The sequence below is a fragment of the Nostoc sp. genome (genome assembly GCF_036917575.1).
Lineage (GTDB): Bacteria > Cyanobacteriota > Cyanobacteriia > Cyanobacteriales > Nostocaceae > Nostoc.
Genome location: NZ_JBALDC010000061.1, coordinates 1 through 20,179, shown reverse-complemented (window position 1 = coordinate 20,179; position 20,179 = coordinate 1). Strand labels below are relative to the sequence as shown.

Annotated in this window: 15 protein-coding genes, 1 pseudogene and 1 CRISPR repeat array; of the genes and pseudogenes, 14 read left to right on the top strand and 2 right to left on the bottom strand. The window is 39.3% G+C overall.

Going from position 1 to position 20,179, the window contains the following annotated elements; translation table 11 throughout:
• The first annotated feature begins 80 nt into the window (after positions 1-80).
• From V7K79_RS17860 to V7K79_RS17850, 3 genes and pseudogenes are all read left to right on the top strand, one after another.
• Positions 81-1,409: a M16 family metallopeptidase gene (locus tag V7K79_RS17860; RefSeq protein ID WP_335049338.1), complete on the top strand. Its 1,329-nt coding sequence runs from the start codon at positions 81-83 to the stop codon at positions 1,407-1,409.
• A 128-nt stretch (positions 1,410-1,537) separates the two neighbouring features.
• Positions 1,538-2,401 carry a fructosamine kinase family protein gene (locus V7K79_RS17855; RefSeq protein ID WP_335049337.1) on the top strand — a complete coding sequence of 288 codons (864 nt, stop codon included), beginning with the start codon at positions 1,538-1,540 and terminating at the stop codon, positions 2,399-2,401.
• Positions 2,402-2,443: 42 nt separating this feature from the next.
• A pseudogene (locus V7K79_RS17850) lies at positions 2,444-2,761 on the top strand (DUF5615 family PIN-like protein).
• A gap of 86 nt (positions 2,762-2,847) precedes the next feature.
• Here V7K79_RS17850 and V7K79_RS17845 read toward each other — a convergent pair.
• A complete protein-coding gene (locus tag V7K79_RS17845; protein WP_335049336.1) occupies positions 2,848-3,711 on the bottom strand; it encodes a WYL domain-containing protein in 864 nt (287 codons plus the stop codon).
• A gap of 322 nt (positions 3,712-4,033) precedes the next feature.
• Between V7K79_RS17845 and cas3 the strand changes: the two genes are divergently transcribed.
• The 4 genes from cas3 to cas5d all read left to right on the top strand — a co-directional run bounded on the left by cas3 (position 4,034) and on the right by cas5d (position 11,330).
• Positions 4,034-6,145 (top strand): type I-D CRISPR-associated helicase Cas3', encoded by a 2,112-nt coding sequence (gene cas3, locus V7K79_RS17840; RefSeq protein WP_335049335.1) that lies wholly within the window; start codon positions 4,034-4,036, stop codon positions 6,143-6,145.
• A 73-nt stretch (positions 6,146-6,218) separates the two neighbouring features.
• A complete protein-coding gene (gene cas10d, locus V7K79_RS17835) occupies positions 6,219-9,521 on the top strand; it encodes a type I-D CRISPR-associated protein Cas10d/Csc3 (RefSeq protein WP_335049334.1) in 3,303 nt (1,100 codons plus the stop codon).
• A gap of 61 nt (positions 9,522-9,582) precedes the next feature.
• The gene (cas7d, locus tag V7K79_RS17830; protein WP_335049333.1) at positions 9,583-10,617 is read left to right on the top strand and encodes a type I-D CRISPR-associated protein Cas7/Csc2; all 1,035 of its coding nucleotides are present in this window, start codon (positions 9,583-9,585) and stop codon (positions 10,615-10,617) included.
• Between the two features lie 5 nt (positions 10,618-10,622).
• On the top strand, positions 10,623-11,330 hold the full coding sequence (cas5d, locus tag V7K79_RS17825) for a type I-D CRISPR-associated protein Cas5/Csc1 (protein WP_335049332.1): 708 nt from the start codon (positions 10,623-10,625) through the stop codon (positions 11,328-11,330).
• Positions 11,331-11,372: 42 nt separating this feature from the next.
• On the opposite strand, the gene V7K79_RS17820 is transcribed toward cas5d, so the two are convergent.
• Positions 11,373-11,741 carry a hypothetical protein gene (locus V7K79_RS17820; RefSeq protein WP_335049331.1) on the bottom strand — a complete coding sequence of 123 codons (369 nt, stop codon included), beginning with the start codon at positions 11,739-11,741 and terminating at the stop codon, positions 11,373-11,375.
• A 109-nt stretch (positions 11,742-11,850) separates the two neighbouring features.
• Here V7K79_RS17820 and V7K79_RS17815 point away from each other — a divergent pair, with 109 nt between their 5' ends.
• The 7 genes from V7K79_RS17815 to V7K79_RS17785 all read left to right on the top strand — a co-directional run bounded on the left by V7K79_RS17815 (position 11,851) and on the right by V7K79_RS17785 (position 19,756).
• Entirely contained in the window at positions 11,851-12,471 is a 621-nt protein-coding gene (locus V7K79_RS17815; protein ID WP_335049330.1) for a 2OG-Fe(II) oxygenase, read from the top strand.
• A complete protein-coding gene (gene cas6 / locus V7K79_RS17810) occupies positions 12,461-13,297 on the top strand; it encodes a CRISPR-associated endoribonuclease Cas6 (protein ID WP_335049329.1) in 837 nt (278 codons plus the stop codon). The genes V7K79_RS17815 and cas6 overlap by 11 nt, the downstream gene beginning before the upstream one ends.
• Positions 13,298-13,328: 31 nt before the next feature.
• Positions 13,329-13,922, top strand: coding sequence for a CRISPR-associated protein Cas4 (gene cas4 / locus V7K79_RS17805; protein WP_335049328.1), 594 nt, complete (start codon positions 13,329-13,331; stop codon positions 13,920-13,922).
• A gap of 98 nt (positions 13,923-14,020) precedes the next feature.
• On the top strand, positions 14,021-15,025 hold the full coding sequence (gene cas1d, locus V7K79_RS17800; protein ID WP_335049327.1) for a type I-D CRISPR-associated endonuclease Cas1d: 1,005 nt from the start codon (positions 14,021-14,023) through the stop codon (positions 15,023-15,025).
• Between the two features lie 156 nt (positions 15,026-15,181).
• Complete coding sequence (gene cas2, locus V7K79_RS17795) at positions 15,182-15,469, top strand: CRISPR-associated endonuclease Cas2 (RefSeq protein ID WP_335049326.1); 288 nt, start codon at positions 15,182-15,184, stop codon at positions 15,467-15,469.
• A 268-nt stretch (positions 15,470-15,737) separates the two neighbouring features.
• Positions 15,738-17,067: direct repeats of the CRISPR family, unit length 37 nt; unit sequence ATTGCAATTCATCAAAATCCCTATTAGGGATTGAAAC.
• Between the two features lie 471 nt (positions 17,068-17,538).
• Entirely contained in the window at positions 17,539-19,029 is a 1,491-nt protein-coding gene (locus tag V7K79_RS17790; RefSeq protein WP_335049325.1) for an ABC transporter permease subunit, read from the top strand.
• The gene (locus tag V7K79_RS17785; RefSeq protein ID WP_335049324.1) at positions 19,022-19,756 is read left to right on the top strand and encodes an amino acid ABC transporter ATP-binding protein; all 735 of its coding nucleotides are present in this window, start codon (positions 19,022-19,024) and stop codon (positions 19,754-19,756) included. The genes V7K79_RS17790 and V7K79_RS17785 overlap by 8 nt, the downstream gene beginning before the upstream one ends.
• Positions 19,757-20,179 lie beyond the last annotated feature (423 nt).

Genomic DNA, 20,179 nt, shown 5'->3' with positions numbered 1-20,179 from the left:
GACAGGAGAAGCGATCGCAGTGCTTATTTGAAGTCGTAGATAAGATAAGAGAGTAACATGCTCCTCACACACAAGTAGCAATGACCTCAACCCTGCGGAAATTTCCCTGTATCAATGCTCCGACGCTGCACAAGTTGCCTAATGGTTTGACAATCATTGCCGAGCAAATGCCAGTTGAAGCCGTAAACCTCAATTTGTGGATTAAAGTTGGTTCTGCTGTCGAACCTGATGCCATTAACGGCATGGCTCACTTTTTAGAACACATGATTTTTAAGGGAACAGAACGACTAGCTAGCGGCGAATTTGAACGTCGAATTGAAGAGCGGGGTGCTGTCACCAATGCTGCTACTAGCCAGGACTATACTCATTACTATATAACTACTGCACCCAAAGACTTTGCCGAGCTTGCGCCACTACAAATAGATGTAGTCTCAAATGCGAGTATTCCTGATGATGCCTTTGAACGTGAGCGATCGGTAGTTTTGGAAGAAATTAAGCGTTCAGAGGATAATCCCCAACGTCGAACATTTCGGCGGACGATGGAGACAGCCTTTGATTATCTACCCTATCGCCGTGCAGTATTGGGGCCAGAATCGGTGATTGCCGAACTTAAACCCCAGCAGATGCGAGATTTTCATGCTAATTGGTATCAACCCCAGTCAATTACTGCCGTAGCTGTGGGCAATTTGCCCGTGGAAGAATTAATTGCAACTGTTGCAGAAGGATTTACAAAAGCCATTCCTCATTACCCCTTATCCCCAGAGGAGACCCCACCTTCCCAACTCCCCAGTACAGACGCGATTAATCGTGTCTCTGCCCACTCCCCACTGAATCCTGAATCAGCATTTACAGAAATTGTTCGTCGAGAATTTATCGATGAAAGTCTGCAACAAGCAAGGCTAGTAATGGTTTGGCGGGTTCCAGGAATGACTCAGTTAGATCGCACCTATGGATTGGATGTTTTAGCTGGAATTTTGGGACACGGACGGACATCAAGATTAGTGAGGGATTTACGAGAAGAACGGGGATTAGTTTCTTCGATTTCTGTGAGCAATATGAGCAACAAGCTGCAAGGGACATTTTATATTTCAGCTAAATGTGCAGTAGAAAATTTAGCTGCTGTAGAGAATGCGATCGCTCAACACATTGGCAAAATACAAACAGAGTTGGTAACAGAATCAGAAATAGCTCGTGTGCAGCGACGAGTAGCCAACAGATTTATATTTGGTAATGAAACACCAAGCGAACGCTCTGGGTTGTATGGTTATTATCAATCTTTGGTAGGAGATTTGGAACCCGCTTTTAACTACCCAGCGATTATTCAGAGCCAAGATGCAACAGACTTGATGCAAGCAGCCAAAGAGTATCTATCTCCAGATGCTTATGGTGTAGTTATTGTCAAGCCGTAAATTAAGTATGGGGAATGGGGCATTAGTTATTTGTCATTTGTCATTTCTCATTGGTTATTAATTCTTCTCCCTCATCTCCCCCTGTCCCCTTGTCCCCTGTTCCCCCATCCCCACTCCCCAATTTAATTATGTGGACTCAAATCGACACCCATATTAGCCAGGTGACTGGTGAAAAATTTCAAAGTCACCAACGGCGATCGGTTGGTGGTGGGTGCATCAACCAAGGTTATGCTGTTTCCAATGGTGAGATAACCTACTTCCTCAAGCTAAACCAAGCATCCCAAGTTGCAATGTTTGAAGCTGAGGCGTTGGGTTTAGAGCAAATGCTAGCAACAGCTAGTATTCGCGTTCCCAAACCAATTTGCTGGGGTACTGCTGATAATTCTAGTTACATCGTTTTGGAATGGTTAGAACTTGGTAGCGGTAACAGCAATTCATGGCAAGAAATGGGACGCAAGTTAGCGGTAATGCATAAAAATAGCATTAGTCAAGATTTTGGTTGGAAAATTAACAATACCATTGGTTCCACACCCCAAATTAATACTTGGACAGCAGACTGGGTGGAATTTTATGTTAAACATCGCCTGGGTTATCAATTTCAATTAGCAAGGCGGCGGGGAGGTAATTTCCCTAAAGAAAATAAGTTATTAGCAGCGATTCCTGAATTGTTGGCAAATCGTCAAGTGCAACCTTCCTTGGTACATGGCGATTTCTGGGGCGGAAATGCTGGGTGTACTGCGTCGGGGGAACCAGTAATATTCGATCCAGCAACTTATTTTGCAGATAGAGAAGTTGATATCGCCATGACAGAATTGTTTGGTGGGTTCCCAGCAGCGTTTTACAAAGGTTACAACGAGGTATTTCTGTTAGATGCAGGTTATGAGCAGAGAAAAACGCTATATAACCTGTATCACATTCTGAATCACTTTAATTTATTTGGCGGCGGTTATAGTTCGCAAGCGAACCGGATGATTGACCAGATTTTGCACTAAGTAGAGGATTGCAGAAACTGACAAACAAAAGGAAACAAGTGCGTGAAATTAAAGCTAGATGAAAATATCGACTTGCGTGTTGTAACTTTATTGCAATTAGCAGGACATGATGTTGCAACAGTACCAGGACAAGGTTTAAGTTCTGCACCAGATCGATAAATTATTGATGTTTGTCGCCATGAAGGTAGATGTTTAGTTACTTGCGATCGCGGATTTGGAAATCGTCTAAAATACAATCCCTCTGACTATTCAGGAATTGTGATTATTCGCTTACCTTCTCATCCTAATTTTGCATTTTGGCAAGAAGCAATAGAGACTACTGATTCAGGGGCTAACGCAGAAGTAACTGGGAAGTTATGAATTATTCAGAAGGGAAACATTCAGGAATATCGACCGATTCAGCCAGATGTCTAGGAGGGCAGGCTTTGCGTCCTACCCCACAAGACTTAACTCCTGGTTTCGATATCGTATAAATTGCATAAGGTGAGGAGTTTTTGTTTAAGGCGATCGCGCACATTCTCAGGTAATATGACTACACAATCTGGCGCATACTGCATAACTTCGCGGCTAAACCAAAATGTACTAGATACTCGCCTGACAACTCGCCGGACTCGCGCTTTATCTGGTAGCCACTCATTAATATTGTCTTCTGGTTTAGCTTGATAGGCAAAAGCCAAGCCAGCAAATAGATGCATTTCCACTTCTATCTCAGCCAAACTTCGCCACTCACCAGTAATTGGCATGACAGCAGCTTCAGTAATCCTGTCTAATCGTAAACTCCAGTTGTGAACCAGTTCTGGGATATCAAAGTTTCCTTCCGTCTCTTCGCACCAGCAATCAAGATATAACCGCTTTTCGTGGGGTGCAACTTTAGCATAGCGAACGTTAAAATTAGATACATGCTCTGCTGCATCTTGATAGGAAAGCTGAAAGGGCTGTTCGCGCAAAATATAGCGGTCTATTTCTAAACGCCAAGATGGGGGCAAATTCTCTAAGAAACGTTCGATTTCGCCTCGCAGAGGTAATGATAGTTCGCTGCGTTCTAGAAGCAAGTTTGCAATGATTTGGGCTTGTTCAATTTGCCCAATGTCTATCAAAGCATTGATACATCTATGTAATGCTCTAATGCGGGTTTCTTTCCAATCGTTATTGTTACCGATGAGTAACTTACGTTGAGCGATCGCTTTAATTAACTTGGAGATGTTAGGTTCCTCTCCCCACATCATACCGAATTCACGAGCGATCGCTTCTAACTCGGCTTTATCACGTTCTGATATCGACAGTGTAATAGATTGACCTTTTCGACTCATATTTATACGGACACTTTTATACGGATATATCTTGGCAACTTCTATTTTGCATGGCATTATAGTGAATAACAACGAGTTACGGACAGTTTTTAAGTAAAGTCAAAACTCGCACCATTAGTGCGAGAAATAGCCTGGAAATGTTTTATACCCATCTAAAAAACTGCAACCAATGGTTGCAGAAATTTGTGTGTGGTATTTAGCACATATATAAAAACTGCCACCATTGGTGGCATAAATTGCTTGGATTCATAAATTTGTCATTCTTTCAACATAGCAGTAGCAGTTCAGATAAACTAAGCATTCGCAGGGAATTTTTAAGGATATGTCTGAAAATTACAGCATAAATCTCAAACCTGTTTATTCTCAAACCGTTATTACACCTGACGGAGTAAAATTACCTAAAGATTGGTCACTTTCTTGGCATCAAGCAGAAACTTATCAAGCATTACAAGATCCAAATATTGATGTTGTCTTTAATAGAGCCATGACAGGCGATGGTAAAAGCTTGGCTGCTTATTTGTCAGCGATGACAAATCGCACGTACACTTTAGCCATGTATCCGACAAACGAACTTGCAAGAGATCAAGAAAAACAGGTGCAAGGATACAAAGATATATTTCAACCGAAGTACGAACCGCAAATCAAACGATTAACTGCGGCTATTTTGGAGAAATCTATAGCAACTAGTCAGATGTCTTCTAAACGAGATGGGATAGAAGACTTTTCTACTAACTATGAAATTCTGCTGACGAATCCTGACATTTTTCATTACATCCATAATTTTTACTACTTAAGAGGAAAAATAGATAACCCTGATAGGTTATTTAGACGTATAGATGAAAATTATAAATTATTTATCTATGATGAATTTCACATTTTTTCATCTCCACAAATAGCTAGTGTCATCAATACCATACTTTTAATGAGGCACACTGGCAATGCTAATAAAAAGTTTCTCTTTCTTTCTGCTACACCTAATGAAATATTAAAGACTTTTTTAGAAAAAGCTCAACTTAGATATAAAGAAATTGATCCGGTTGATGTTGGAGCTTATCAATTTTCTTCAAATAACTCAAACGATGGTTGGCGGCAAATTAATCAGCCTATTAACTTATGCTTTCCTCAAGATATAGAGCCTAATTTGAGTTCTAGCTACAAATGGATAGAAGAAAATGCCGAAACAGTAATTTTAAAGTTTTTTCAAGATAATCCAAATAGCAAAGGGGCAATTATTCTCAATTCAATTGCAGCAGTTAAGAAACTATTACCTAAATTAAGAGCTATCTTTGAACCGCGATGGAAAGTTAGAGAAAATACTGGCTTAACAGGAGAAACTGAAAAATCTCAGTCGGTTGCTGAAGCAGATTTACTTTTGGGTACGTCTACAATTGATGTTGGTGTAGACTTTCGGATTAATTTACTAGTTTTTGAAGCTGCTGATGCCGGAAATTTTATTCAACGCTTTGGTAGGCTTGGCAGACATGAAGGGTTTGAAACTTATCAAGCTTATGCTTTAATACCTAACTTTCTTGTTGGAAGGCTATTTGCAGATAAATCCCATCCTTTACAAGATGGTGAAACTTACGATCGCGTTAATTTTAACAATGCTATTAAGCAATTTTGGCTATATAAAAATCAGTTTGAGCGATATCCTCAGCGATGGGGTGGGATTCAATCAGCTTATATCTATTCAAAGCTGCAAGGAAACCATCACATGAAAGAGAAATATCCAGAGGTAGCTAAGAAATTTGGTAATAGTATTCAAAATGTTTTGGGAATTAGTATTAAACAAATGAATGCACAGTTTTATCGCTGTCAAAATGAAGGGAAAACAAAAATTATTGATGAAGCTAGGAGTTTTCGGGGAAGTAGTCAGTTAGATTGTGCAATTTATGACTTAACTAATCCAGATGAGCCAGAAGCTGAAAGATTTAAAATGTATAATCTTCCTGGCATTCTCAATAACTTTATTTTCGAGTTATGGGATAAAAATAACTTTATAGAAAAAGCTGAGAAAGCAGGAGTAATTACTACTCGCTTTGATAAAGCTTTGTGTTATTTAAAGTTCAAAGGCTATCGAGAGGTGCGGGAAGATTGGCACTTCTATTATCCAGGGAATCTCAGAGAACTGGCTAAATCTGGTAAGGTGCAAGTTCTGAAGGACTTGGAGATTTGCCAACGACACGGTTATGGTATCAACCAAATTAGTGATGCTGTGAGTAGACGTAAACTAGTGTGCTTTATTTCAGACCGCGATCGCAACTTTTTACGCGCCACCCTCGGACTACCTATGCACTTTCAAGCTTACCCCCTCACCAACGAGCCAGAGGATAGAAGTCCTGGCTACACCATTACTTTTGGACAAGATGCACTGTTATTGGAAACCTTAACTTGGCATTGGAAGCCAAAAGACGATGAAGGATGGATATGTTAGAACTAAAAGCTATTAAAAGTCAAGCTACATGAGTAACAATGATTTGCTTTATTGAACGCGAGGAAACAAATTAATGAACGAATTTGATGATGATTTACCGGAAGAAGTACCAGATTTTGATACTCCAGAAGATGAAGATGATGAATCACCTGCAAAACGCGAATTTATCACGATTCGGTTATTTAAAGAAGCTGTCAAAAAGACAAAAGGAAATGAAGGCGATCGCATCCTAGAAAAGTTTGCAGATTATGTATTACCTAATTTAATTCAACAGTTAGCAGGAGCAACCGCTAAAGGTGGTAAATTCTTTGAAGTTACGATAGAAATCATTAATGCTAAAAGAGTAGCAGCAGGTAAAAAACCAGTAGATAGACGCAATGCTGCCGACCAATCTATACTTGCTCACTTACTTAACGGTCTATTTCCCAGCTATCACATTTTAAAAAGATTACAAGCAGAAGAAATAGGTACAAATCCAGTTAAACGTAGTTGTGAAGACTTGCAAACTTCTGTATTTATTGTTTCTTACCTGTTGCATGACTATGAAAAATTCCCTGACTATCCAGATTGGTTAGAACAAAATTTTATCAATCACAACTGGGAAGAAGATCCACCAAAAAAAGAATATGCTCCTAACCTTGGGCGTGAATACATTGCCAAAAAGATTTTAGATTTTGGTTTATATCACTTACTTGGTGAAAAATGGGAAGAACTTATTGATGACATCATTGAGATTAGCAGTAATGCAGGCGTTAAAAATGATTCTGATTTCGGTTTAACTACTCGTGGACTAAAACCTTTAGATGATGAAAGACTAGATAGTAGAATTAGACAAGTTTTAATTGACCTAATTAGATTATCTGATTTATTTGCTTCAGTTGTCAAACATCCACGAGATGTAGAATCTGGAGGCTTACAGACATTACTTACAAGATTAAGTAATCATCAGCTAAAACTTACTTATCACTCCCTTTCAGAGAATCGCGGTATTCTCACAAATATTTTTAATAACGCTTTAATATCAGCACATCCTGAAGAGTTTTATACATCATTGCTGTATTTACCTGATGGTGTTGTCTATTTAGCTACCGTTGATGCTTCTCCGATTACAACTGATAAGATTCCTGAACAAGTTATTGCCAAAATTAAGTACCTGTGTTCAGAGAAACTAAAAGAAAGACAAACAGGCTTTAATCGTGATGGTAAAGGATTTAAGTTTGCGGATTATTACTGGTTATTTTTTGATGTAGTTGAACTAATGGAAGTTAGCATTGATGCTGCTTCTCGACTACTTCCAGATTCAAAAACTGCTTCTGCTGAGAAGCGAGGCGAAAGTTTACAGAATTATCAAGCACAAGACGAATTACCAGTACATTTAAACTTGCAATTTGCTAATGAAGTTCGTATTGATAGATTAGCAGAGTTTGGTGATACTCTATGTCGAGGAATTTGGGGTAGTTGGTGTGAAAAAGTTAATGATTGGCAGAAACAACAGCCAAAAAATGAGAGGAGAACTATTCCTGATTTAGATTTGACACAAAAGTTAGCTGAATATTTAGAATTATCAGCAGAGATTCCAGCTATCAGACAAATTCAATCTTTGAAAAAAACAGGTGGTGTACCTCTTGATTGGTATTATCTAGCATCACAATACTTTCGCAATCATTCAGGATTAGATTTTGTTCAAATCCTGGAAGTAATGAAAGGGATGGTAAATCATGCTGCTGTCTTTATTAGACCAATTTTAGCAGAATTTCAGGATGTGCCTGATGGCTGGGATGATTTAAAAACTTATGTCAACCGAGTTATTTCATTACCAACAGGCGCAGTTATAGAACCAAAGCCAGACTCATTTTTAGTTGAACTAAAACGCTATAATGCCGCAAAAATTACAGGTAGAGGAAGAGAAAATGTTTGTGCAATTTCTAGTTCTTCGTATACTGTGACTGAACAAATGGAAGCAGCGACTTTATTCGCGCCTCAAGTCTACAGTAATCGTCAGATTTTATTTAATGCTCAAGCTGCTAAACGGCAAATTTGCTCAATTTGGTCTATTGAAATCATGTTGAGGCAAATTTTGATGAACCAAACAAATGCTGTAGGAGCAGACTTTGAAGGGCGTAAATATCGCTATCTCTATCTTTATCCAACTTACTTCTTTACCCCAGAAACTAATAAATTTTTGCAACTAGCTTACAATCAATTTTCTCGAACCCGGTTTGATGCAGAAATGCGTAAGCATTTTATTACCGAAAATCAAGTTGCAAATTTTGAAATTGAAGATTATCAAAAAGTTGATTATCTCCTGATTAAGGAAAATCTCAAACCAGAGGATGATCGTACCTTCAAAATTAGCTTTTCAGACAAAGAAACACTAACATTTTTCTTTTTAGGTTTACCTCCTGGAAGAGACGCTACAGACACAGAATCTTGGGTAACACCAGCTTGGTTAGCGTTAGTATTACCGCTTGTTCTTGATGTGAAAGTTGTTGCATCAGAATCACCTATACCACCTTTTATCAGTGGCGCTGATTTTGAACAAACAGTTTTAATTGATGGAGAACATCAAGCAATTCGTTCTTTGATTCAAAAAGATAATTATCGTTTAGATAGTATTCTACCTCGTAGTTTAGAAAAGCGTAAATTTTCCCCGCTCAATGCTCTGACTGCGGCTTACTCCATCCACTTGGAAGTTAACCGTAAAAAGGATGGCGATCCAGATTGGGGAAAATTAGCAGATTTGGCACGGGATTTAGAAACCAGTCCTCTTTATGTCTTTCATTACTTGAATAAATGGCTACGGAAGCAAGACAAAATTGATTCTGTACCTATTGCTAAAGTTCGCCTATACTTGGACTTTTATCACTACTTTGAACCAGAAGGAAAAGCTGTGAATCAATTACGTGAATTAACATCACTCTATCGTAAATTTTACCACGCACAAACTAAAGGTAAACCACCAAAAGCAAATGCTATCCTTAAACCTATTGATGAGGCTGCTGATGTAATTTTGAAAATTGATAAAGCTGTAGCTAGTGACGCTGAATCATTAACAGATGCTGTAGCTGCGCGTTTATCGAAATTAATGAATAAGGTTGAACGCGGTGCTGCGGAAGGGAGACGTACTTTTATTTTGGTAGATGGTAAGTGGAAACGTGCTTTAAATGATGCAGAAGAACGTCAAGCCGTATATGACTTTGCCAAGTATTTTGTGAAAGACATTTTTGAGGAAAGTTTTAAAGGCGATCGCGCACGTTTAGCAGGTACTCAACTTAATTTAATTAGAGATACCTGTGAATACCTTTATCGCCTAGCAGATGATGAGGAACGTAAAGCACGTCCGCAAGATGAGCCTGATGATATTCCTGAATTATAACTTGAAGCATCAGTCTAATTTATTCTTTTTTTTCAACTAGCTAAATTGGAGTAATCAAACCATGAAATTACTGAAAACGCTCGATTCTAAATTTTTCCACGATGTAATCCCTGCTAAACCAATGGGGAAATATGTTCATTTTATTACTATTCGTGTTACAGAATCCTATCCTTTATTCCAGACAGATGGTGAACTCAATAAAGCAAGAGTACGTGCTGGGATTGAAAACAAAGAACCTATTAGTCGCTTGGCAATGTTTAAGCGCAAGCAGTCTACACCAGAACGTTTGACAGGTAGAGAATTACTACGTAACTACAAAATTGGTGACTGGGAAAAATGCGATTACAACGTAGATTTCAGCAAAACTACTCCTGATTGTATTCTCTACGGTTTTGCTATTGGTGATTCCGGCTCTGAAAAGTCTAAAGTAGTTGTAGACACAGCGTACTCGATTACACCCTTTGATGATTCTCACCTTAACTTTACCCTCAATGCACCTTTTGAAAACGGGACGATGAGCCGTCAAGGGGAAGTAACCAGCCGTATTAATAGTCAAGATCATATCTTACCTCAAGTCTTTTTCCCCAGTATTGTCACCCTCAAAGATCCCACTGAAGCTGGATTTCTCTACGTTTTCAACAACATTCTCAGGACACGCCATTATGGAGCGCAGACTACCCGCACTGGTAGAGTACGTAATGAGTTAGTTGGAGTCATTTTCGCTGATGGTGAAATTGTTAGTAATCTTCTCTGGACTCAAAAGATTTATGACGTAATGAGCAATGCAACTCCAAAGCAAATTAATCCTCCAGATCCGCTCAATGAAGACGAGGTTTTAGAGGCTGCTACACAAGCAATTACTGCTCTAATGTCTCAAGAGTGTATTTCTCATACTGATTTTGTTGGTGCATCCTTTACACAACTTTTGAGTGAAGTTAAGTCTATCACCAGTGATGAAACTCGATTGCAAGAAATGTTGAGTCAAGCAAATGCTGAATCATCTGTTTATGCTCAAACATGGGTTCTTAAATCAGGTAAGAAAGACCCTAAAAAAGATACCAAGAATAATAAGAAAGCTGCTGCTGTAGTGGAGTAAGCAATATGGTGTTAATTTATCGCTGTCAAATAGAACTTCATGACAGTCTCTATTACGCAACTCGTGAAATCGGTAGATTATACGAAACAGAGCCAATAATTCACAATTATGCTCTCTGTTATGCGCTGGGATTAGTTGATAGCCAAATCTACTCTACTACCGTTGCTGAAGAACATTCATATCGCTATTTTTGCCCCGAACAAGTACCAAAATATGAGGAGCATTTAACGCCACTGAATCAACAGGAAATTTACGTAACTCCGGCGCGATCGCTCAATCATTCTTCCATCTTGAATACCTGGAAGTATGCTAACAACAACTACCACGTTGAAATGGAGAAAACACAGAAAAATATTCCCAGTTTTGGCAGAGCAAAAGAAATAGCAGCAGAAAGTAAATTTGAGTTTTTTGTCATCTCCCAAAAAGAACTCAAACTACCAAAGTGGATTCGCTTGGGTAAATGGATGAGCAAAGCTGAAGTGACGGTAGAAAAATTACCGAAACCTAAAATTGCCGAAGGTATATTCACTTGTACACACCCATTAAATCCTTTAGATGTCATGTTCACCAATCAAGTGATTAGCTATGATGTTGTGAATATGCCTCCAGTTAGCTTAATTCAGAATGTCCAAATGCAAGGTCAATACTATCATTTTGATGGCATTCAAAACTTGAAAATTCCAGCGCGGATAGAATATCGTTTTCGGAGTTAATTACTTCCCAAAACCTTTACCACGAATTTTATTTTTTGCTGGCTATAATGTCATTAGCTCTGCTTTAAAACCTCTGGAGTCTTGCAACATTAACTTCCGAATTCTCTGACGTTGGTAAGTCTGCACTTCAGCAGCTAGGGAATGATTAGAGTCAATTTTTAGGTGAGTAATAGAAGAAACATATTTTTCTTTGCTTTCGGGATTATTTGGCTCCTTTAATCCGCACATAATCCCACCTTCATCTCCTGAATAGCCAACGAAATCAATTTCAAACTCTCTGTCTGGATCGGCGTTTACCCCTTTTTGCTTTAATGTCTTCAAAAACTCCTTCCCCGCTCGTGCTTTAATAGGTAAGTTCTCTTTAAGTTTTTCAGTTAGTGCCTTTGCTGCATTGTAATCATCAATTCTCATTGTTCTTTCTCCTTACGTACTTTTTCTCACTTAAAAGAATACTACTATCATCACTCGACAACCTTTAAAATTTTAGATACCACATTCAGCGATCGCTCCTCTATCCCCAGTGAAACACTATCAACAACAAACCAACGCCTTCCCCAACGATTACCTCAACAACTTGTGGGGAGAAATCCAAGCTTGTCCTTACTTTGCTATCAACAACCTCAATCGCGATTTTGTCGCCACTAAAGGATTTTCTGTCGTATTTCAGCGTTCTGGATTAGTAAAAGTAGAACAGCAGTTTCCTTACTTCAAGCCTTACCTCGATTTGGCTCTCCAGTCGAATTGTAATGCTTTTTACCTCAATCCTTTACAGCTAAAAGAAGGCTCCCGCGTCGATCCGCATATCGATCGCTCTTTGCGTTCCTACTCCAAAACCATTGAACCACCTGCGGTTGTGAGTGTGCTTTATGTGCGAGTACCTGCAGATATGGAAGGAGGAGAACTGGTATTGCGATCGCACAAACGCCAACTTGGGCAAATTAAGCCCCAATTCAATACTTTAGTTTATTTTCAAGGTGATTTAACTCATTCGGTTAACGCTGTCAAAACTCCAGGAAATCGCTTAAGTTTAGTTTGTGAGCAGTATAGTTTGAGTGAAGCTGAACTCCAGGAAATTCCTGAGTTTACTATAGAGTCAAGAAGCACTCAGTCTACAACTAAAAAGAGAAAGTATGCCTCATAGTTTAGTGTTGAATTTGCTACCTCAATCGCCTATTCCACCACAGTATCTCACAGGTAGACATCTCCACGCTCTATTTTTAACCCTGGTTAGTTCTGTAGATAATATATTGGGCGATCGCTTGCACGATTCCACTGCTGACAAAGCTTTCACCCTCTCCCCTCTACAAATTAATTCTCCCCTTCTGAAGGGGGGTAAAGGGGGATCTAAATTGCAATACTCACATCAACAACTTATTCCCGCCGGAACACCTTGTTGGTGGCGCATCTCTTTACTAGATGACACTTTATTTGGCAAACTTACTCAACTCTGGCTAAATCTTAATCCCAATCGCCCTTGGCATCTTGGCCCGGCTGACTTGTATATTACCAGCATTCAAGGCACACCCCAATCTATTCAACCTTGGGCAAATGCCACTACTTACGCTCAATTATACGAAGAAGCTAGCGAGCGTAATTCTTCCATTAACCTTAGCTTCTGCACGCCTACCGCCTTCCGTCAAGGACAGTATGATACTACCCTTCCTACCAGAGAATCTGTGTTTAATTCCCTACTTTCGCGGTGGAATAAATACAGTGGTATAGAATTATCTCATATTGCTATTGAGGCAATATTTCCCTCATTTGTCAATATTTACACAGAAATATTAGCCGACTCCCGCAGTAAATTTATTGGCATTCTTGGCGAAGTTAACTACAAGATTTTGGGACAAATTGAACCAATCCAAATTAAGCAACTTAATGCTTTAGCTGATTTTGCTTTGTATGCAGGAATTGGTCGTAAAACAACTATGGGAATGGGAATGACACGGCGGCTATATTCTCCATAATTTTAATGATCATTTAAAAACCACCTAAGTTATGAATCAAACCGAATATATTTCGATTGCGGCATTAAATCAATACGCTTATTGTCCGCATCGTTGTTGGCGGGTGTTTTGTGCTGGCGAATTTACAGATAATCAATACACAATTGAAGGTACAAATTTACATGAGCGCGTCCACACGACAAGCGATGGACAGCGAGGGGAAACTTGGCAGATTCGAGCAATTTGGCTAAAGTCTGAGCAATATAAACTTATCGGCAAATCTGATTTAATTGAAGTAGAATCAGGTCAATTTTATCCAGTGGAATACAAACGGGGGCGCAAAGGCGAATGGGATAACGATGAGTTACAAGTTTGTGCCCAAGCTTTATGTTTAGAAGAAATGACAGGGCAAACTGTTACTAGTGGATATATCTATTATGTTCATTCGCATCAACGGCAATTAGTAGAGATTAATGCAGAGTTACGGCAAAGTGCGATCGCAACTATTCAATCTGTTACAAATCTCCTAGAAACAGGAGTCATGCCAAAACCAGTTTACAGCAAACGCTGCCAAGGATGCAGTCTTTATTTGCAATGTTTACCGAAAGCAACTGATAAAGTCAAAATTTATCAAGAAGTAAATTAAATTATACTCCAAGACAGTTTAGATAAACCCAAAAACATAATGTAAAGACGTGATAAATCACGTCTTTAAGCACAAATTATTACTAGGAAGAATCACAGATGGGAACACTTTACATAACACAAATAGATGCTTTTATCGGCAAAATTGACGAACGCCTCACTGTCAAAGCTGAACAAAAAACAATCTTAGATATCCCTTTAATTAAACTAGAAGGAATTGTAGTACTAGGACGGGCTACTATTTCCCCCGCCGTCGTCAAGGAACTTTTAGAACGTCACATTTGTTTAACATTTCTCACACAAAACGGACGATATTTAGGACGTTTAGAACCAGAAGTTACCAAAAATATCTTTGTTCGTAAAGCCCAATGGCAAGCTATAGGAGAATCAGAACCAGCAATACATTTAGTTAAAGGATTTGTGCGGGGTAAACTGAAAAATTACCGCCATAGCTTACTTCGCACTCAGCGAGAACATCCCGATACTGACCTGAATAATAACATTACTCGATTGGAACAGGCGATCGCACCAATCGAAAACACAAACAATATTGATTCTCTCAGAGGCTTAGAAGGTGCTGGTAGTGCAGCTTATTTTGGTTGCTTTCAACAGCTAATTAAAACCTCAGAATTCCAATTTGAAGCCAGACGCCGCCGCCCACCAACCGATCCAGTTAATGCTCTACTGAGCTTTGGGTATTCATTGCTACGTCATGATGTGCAAAGTGCTTTAAATATTGTTGGCTTCGATCCTTATCTAGGATACTTACACGTCGAGCGTTATGGTAGACCTTCCCTAGCCTTAGACTTAATGGAAGAATTTCGTCCTTTAATAGTGGATGCTGTAGTGTTGTCGTTGATTAACAAGCGATCGCTAACCCTAACTGACTTTACCACCGAACCGCTTAGTGGTGCTGTGTCTTTAACCAAAGAAGGATTGCATACATTTCTTCGCGCCTACGAACAAAAAAAACAATCGAGTTTCAAGCATCCAGTCATGGGAAACAAATGCACCTACCAAGAATCCTTTGAAATTCAAGCGAGGTTATTAAGTAAGTACCTGATGAACGAAATCGATAAATATCCTCCTTTAATTCTCAAATAACTTGTCATTTGTTCTTCTTTGGTACTTTGCTATAGGACTCATATTTGATTGCGTGAAAAAACTCAGTACACCTTTATTCCTTTTTCCCAGTCCCCAGCCCCCAGTCCCTAGTCCCCAGTCTCTACGAGTAATTTAGGAATCAAATCAGATTGCTATATGTATATTGTTGTCAGCTACGACATTCCAGAAGATAAGCGTCGGACTAAAATCCATTCGGTTTTGAAGTCTTACGGACAATGGATGCAACTGAGTGTGTTTGAGTGCGATATTACTCCTACTCAGTATGCTAAACTGCGATCGCGTTTGGCTAAATTGATTAAACCCGACACTGACAGCGTTCGTTTTTATTTTCTCTGTGGATGTTGTCAGCGAAAAGTCGAACGCATTGGCGGAGAACAGCCACGAGACGAAACAATTTTCTTTGCGGAGTCTTCTTCTGGCTAGGTTTTTGTATATCAAATGTGCCAAAGGGTAGGTGTACAAATTCCATAGCCCCAAAAAAATGCTTCTATTTCTACTCCAGTAAGGCTTTCAACCTATTAGTCGCCTAATCCTCATCCGCGCAATCTCTGAAATGCTTATCAAAATACGATTTCAGCCTTTAAATTTTCCTGGCGCTCTTTCCAAACAAATTCTCTAATGCTATGATTGCCTTTTAATCGCGCAACCGCACCTTGAAAACTAAATACAGCTTGGCTTTCAGGCTCCCGCTATTGCAATTCATCAAAATCCCTATTAGGGATTGAAACTACTCCGTACCACCGATAGTATGCTTTGATTGCAGATTGCAATTCATCAAAATCCCTATTAGGGATTGAAACCAGCCAAAAGATCCGAATACAAAAGCTTCTTTTTTATTGCAATTCATCAAAATCCCTATTAGGGATTGAAACGGAATTAAGTAAGGGTGAGGCGATCGCTTATCTAAAATTGCAATTCATCAAAATCCCTATTAGGGATTGAAACGACTCATCAGTACCGGGAATTGAGCCACCCGATTGCAATTCCTCAAAATCCCTATTAGGGATTGAAACAACGAGGACAGACACGGTAGAAACTCTGGGTAAAAGATTGCAATTCCTCAAAATCCCTATTAGGGATTGAAACGCATTTTCTTGTGTGCCATTGCTTTCAAGTCCATTCATTGCAATTCCTCAAAATCCCTATTAGGGATTGAAACTGCATAAGCAGGACGAGAACCAGCACTACTAGAAGATTGCAATTCCTCAAAATCCCTATTAGGGATTGAAACGCGTTCAGAGAGTTTTTTAAGTTGCTCACGAGTCCATTGCAATTCCTCAAAATCCCTATTAGGGATTGAAACAGAAAAAACTATCGCCGAAATATTTGGTACTAACGCATTGCAATTCCTCAAAATCCCTATTAGGGATTGAAACTTACACCATTACTGAAGTAGACGATTTGAGAAATTTAATTGCAATTCCTCAAAATCCCTATTAGGGATTGAAACTTACTGGCGTGGCAGTTTGGGAGAGATGCCAAGGATTGCAATTCCTCAAAATCCCTATTAGGGATTGAAACAACCGTTTTATCCCTGACAATTATGAAATATGGGTATTGCAATTCCTCAAAATCCCTATTAGGGATTGAAACCTAAACTACCCAGGCATTCCCCGCGTTTACCTTGGATTGCAATTCATCAAAATCCCTATTAGGGATTGAAACCTGAATATTTATTTCCGCTTCCCTTCTTTCTTCCATTGCAATTCATCAAAATCCCTATTAGGGATTGAAACCTGACCAAGTTATTGGACTTCTCATCGCAGCTTCAATTGCAATTCATCAAAATCCCTATTAGGGATTGAAACAAGATTTCCAGAAACTCGCCATATCTCCGCACGGATTGCAATTCATCAAAATCCCTATTAGGGATTGAAACGTACCCGACCCATGTACTCTTGGAAGTACTTGTCATTGCAATTCATCAAAATCCCTATTAGGGATTGAAACATTACCAAAATAATCTCCCTGACCAGACAGAATTATTGCAATTCATCAAAATCCCTATTAGGGATTGAAACAAAGTATTGATATTTCTGAAATCAGAGATATCAAATTTCTTTGCGCTGATATTCTCGTGATTCATAGTCATTAATCTAAAACTATTGAGAATCAGACTGTGAGAAAACCTACGCTATTTAGTGGAGAACTGACCGTGAAAATTCAGGCAGCCGTCGGCTGCCTCTAACTCCCCCCTCATAATGATTCTCATTTTCATTAACGGTGAGGTTAAATTTCCTCAAAGCCCTATGTAGTTTAAGTCTTGGTGTATTTTACTCTGATTCAGGCTTGTCAATATTTAGATGCGTTTGCCCTGTAGGCGTAGCCTGCCGTAGCCATTACTTTCACTTTAGCTTACTAGGGAGAGAAGTAAGCCTGTAACTTTAGTTATAAGCGGGGTGAGGTTCTTTCTTTATGGGCAATTCAGCGAATATGATATCACAGATATTATCTGCTCGATTGATGTGAGAGTTTATATATTTATCAGGTCTATGAAGAAAAAGAAAGTATGGATATTAACGATACTGGCTGTAGCAGTAGTAGGAATCAGCATCATCACAGGACATAGTAATTCTCTAAAAGCTGCTTTACCTTTAGGGAAAGACACGCTGACGATGATTACTTCGCCAGATTATCCTCCTTATGAGTTTTATGATACAAAAGGAGGCGATCGCCAAATTGTTGGCTTTGATATAGATATTGCCAAAACCCTTGCTGAAAAACTAGGGTTCAAACTTCAGATAATGGAATCCGATTTTAATGGATTAATTCCTGCACTCCAAGCAAATCGTGCTGATTTTGTCATGGCTGGGATGACTCCGACTCCAGAACGTCAAAAAAATATTGATTTTTCAATTATTTATTACGAAGCTAAAGATACGATTGTCGCTCCTAAAGGTAGTAACCTAAAGCAGCCCCAAGATTTATCAGCAAAAAAAGTTGGCGTACAATTAGGAACGATACAGGAACAAAATGCCCAGAAAATTGCTAAAAAAGTTGCAGGTATTCAGCTAAAGCAACTCAATAAAGTGCCGGAAGTAGTTCAAGAAATCAAATCTGGGCGAATTGATGCAGCAATTGTTGAGGATACTGTCGCTAAAGGATTTGCTCAAGCTAACCCAGATTTAGAATTTAATATTATTCCTTCAGAGGAAGCAAGTGGATCGGCGATCGCTTTTCCTAAAGGTTCTTCTTTTGTAGAACCGTTTAACAAAGTCCTTCAACAAATGAAGGATGATGGCACATTGGCTAAACTAGTAACCAAGTGGTTTTCACAGAACACCGCCGCCAATCCTGCATCTTCAACTCCTGCCAAAGGCGGATTGAATCTTGACTTCACCAGAATTCTTCCAGACATTCCCTTTATTCTTCGGGGAATCCCTTTAACTTTGTTGTTCACGCTATTGTCTGTATCCTTGGGGTTAATCTGGGGAACAATCCTGTCTCTATTAAAAATTCTCGGCATTAAGCCGCTTACCTGGGTTGCTAACGCCTACACTTCTGTTTTTCGAGGCACACCCTTGCTATTACAGTTGGCGTTGGTTTACTATGCAACACCCCAGCTTACAGGCTATGACATTTCCGCATTGGAGGCTGGGGTGTTAACTTTTACCCTAAATTCTGGTGCTTATATGTCAGAAACCATCAGAGGTGGGATTCAGGCAGTGGATAAAGGGCAAAGTGAAGCAGCAATGTCTATGGGTGTTCCCTATTGGTTAATGATGTGGGATGTGATTTTGCCCCAAGCATTGAAGAACATTCTCCCAGCATTGGTAAATGAAACTATTGGATTGCTCAAAGATTCCGCGCTGGTGTCAACTATTGGGGTGGTGGAAATATTACGCAGCGCCCAAATCGTTGGTGCAAACAAATATATTTATTTTGAACCACTGCTGTTTGCAGGGTTAATCTACTATGTTTTGGTAATGGGTATGACCTTGGGTGCATCTGCTTTAGAAAGGAGGTTACGGGAAAGTGAATAATGTAGTAATTCGGACGGAATTCTTGTGTAAATCTTTTGGTAAACTTGAGGTACTCAAAGATATTTCCACCGAGTTTTATCAGGGGGAAGTGGTTGCTATCCTAGGGCCTTCTGGTTCAGGTAAGTCTACCTTTTTACGATGCATCAACTTGCTAGAACAACCCACCAGAGGCAGAATCTACTTTCACGATCAAGAAATTACCAAGCCGAAAGCAAACATCGCTAAGGTGCGCCAGCATTTGGTAATGGTATTTCAACATTTTAATTTATTTCCCCACATGAATGTGCTGCAAAATGTCACCTATGCACCCATCAAAGTGAAAGGAATAAACAAGCAAAAAGCAGAAGAACATGGCTTAGAATTGCTTGCTAAGGTAGGTTTAGAGTCAAAAGTGTCTGTCTATCCATCCAAACTATCGGGGGGACAGAAACAGCGAGTAGCGATCGCCCGGGCATTAGCAATGGAACCTGAGATGATTTTGTTTGATGAACCCACTTCTGCCTTAGATCCAGAAATGGTTAAGGATGTGTTGGAAGTGATGAAAGCTTTAGCATTATCTGGAATGACAATGGCGATCGTTACCCATGAAATGGGCTTTGCCAAAGAAGTTGCTAATCGGATTATGTTCCTCGACCAGGGAAGTTTAGCAGAAGATACTACTCCTAGCGAGTTTTTCCAAAATCCTCAGTGCGATCGCGCCAAGCAGTTCTTAGAAAAAATGCTTTAAAACCCACCTTCCGCACCCTAACTGTCACACATCAACAAACAGCTGACAAAGTACTACACAGGAACTAAGTTCAATTCAAAAGTCAAGAGACTTAATGCTAACAAATAGCATTAAGTCTCTTGACTGGTCAGAAAATTAAATTTTGTGATGAAGACAGGAAAAAGGAAAAACTTTATAGTGAAAAAAATTAATTGATCGTAAAAAGATAAATGAGAGAATTGCAACAGAAGACGTGGAGAATACTGTTGTGATTTTGAATACTAAAGACATTGAAATTCCGAACATAGACCATTTAGGGATAGTAGCAGGAATTATAGATGCGATAGGATTATCCCTCTTCTGTCACTTTCCGGAATAAGCAAGTAGTTTAGGAGCTAAATCATCCAGAAGCATAAGAGGGTTTAAATTGATTCATTGCAGCAA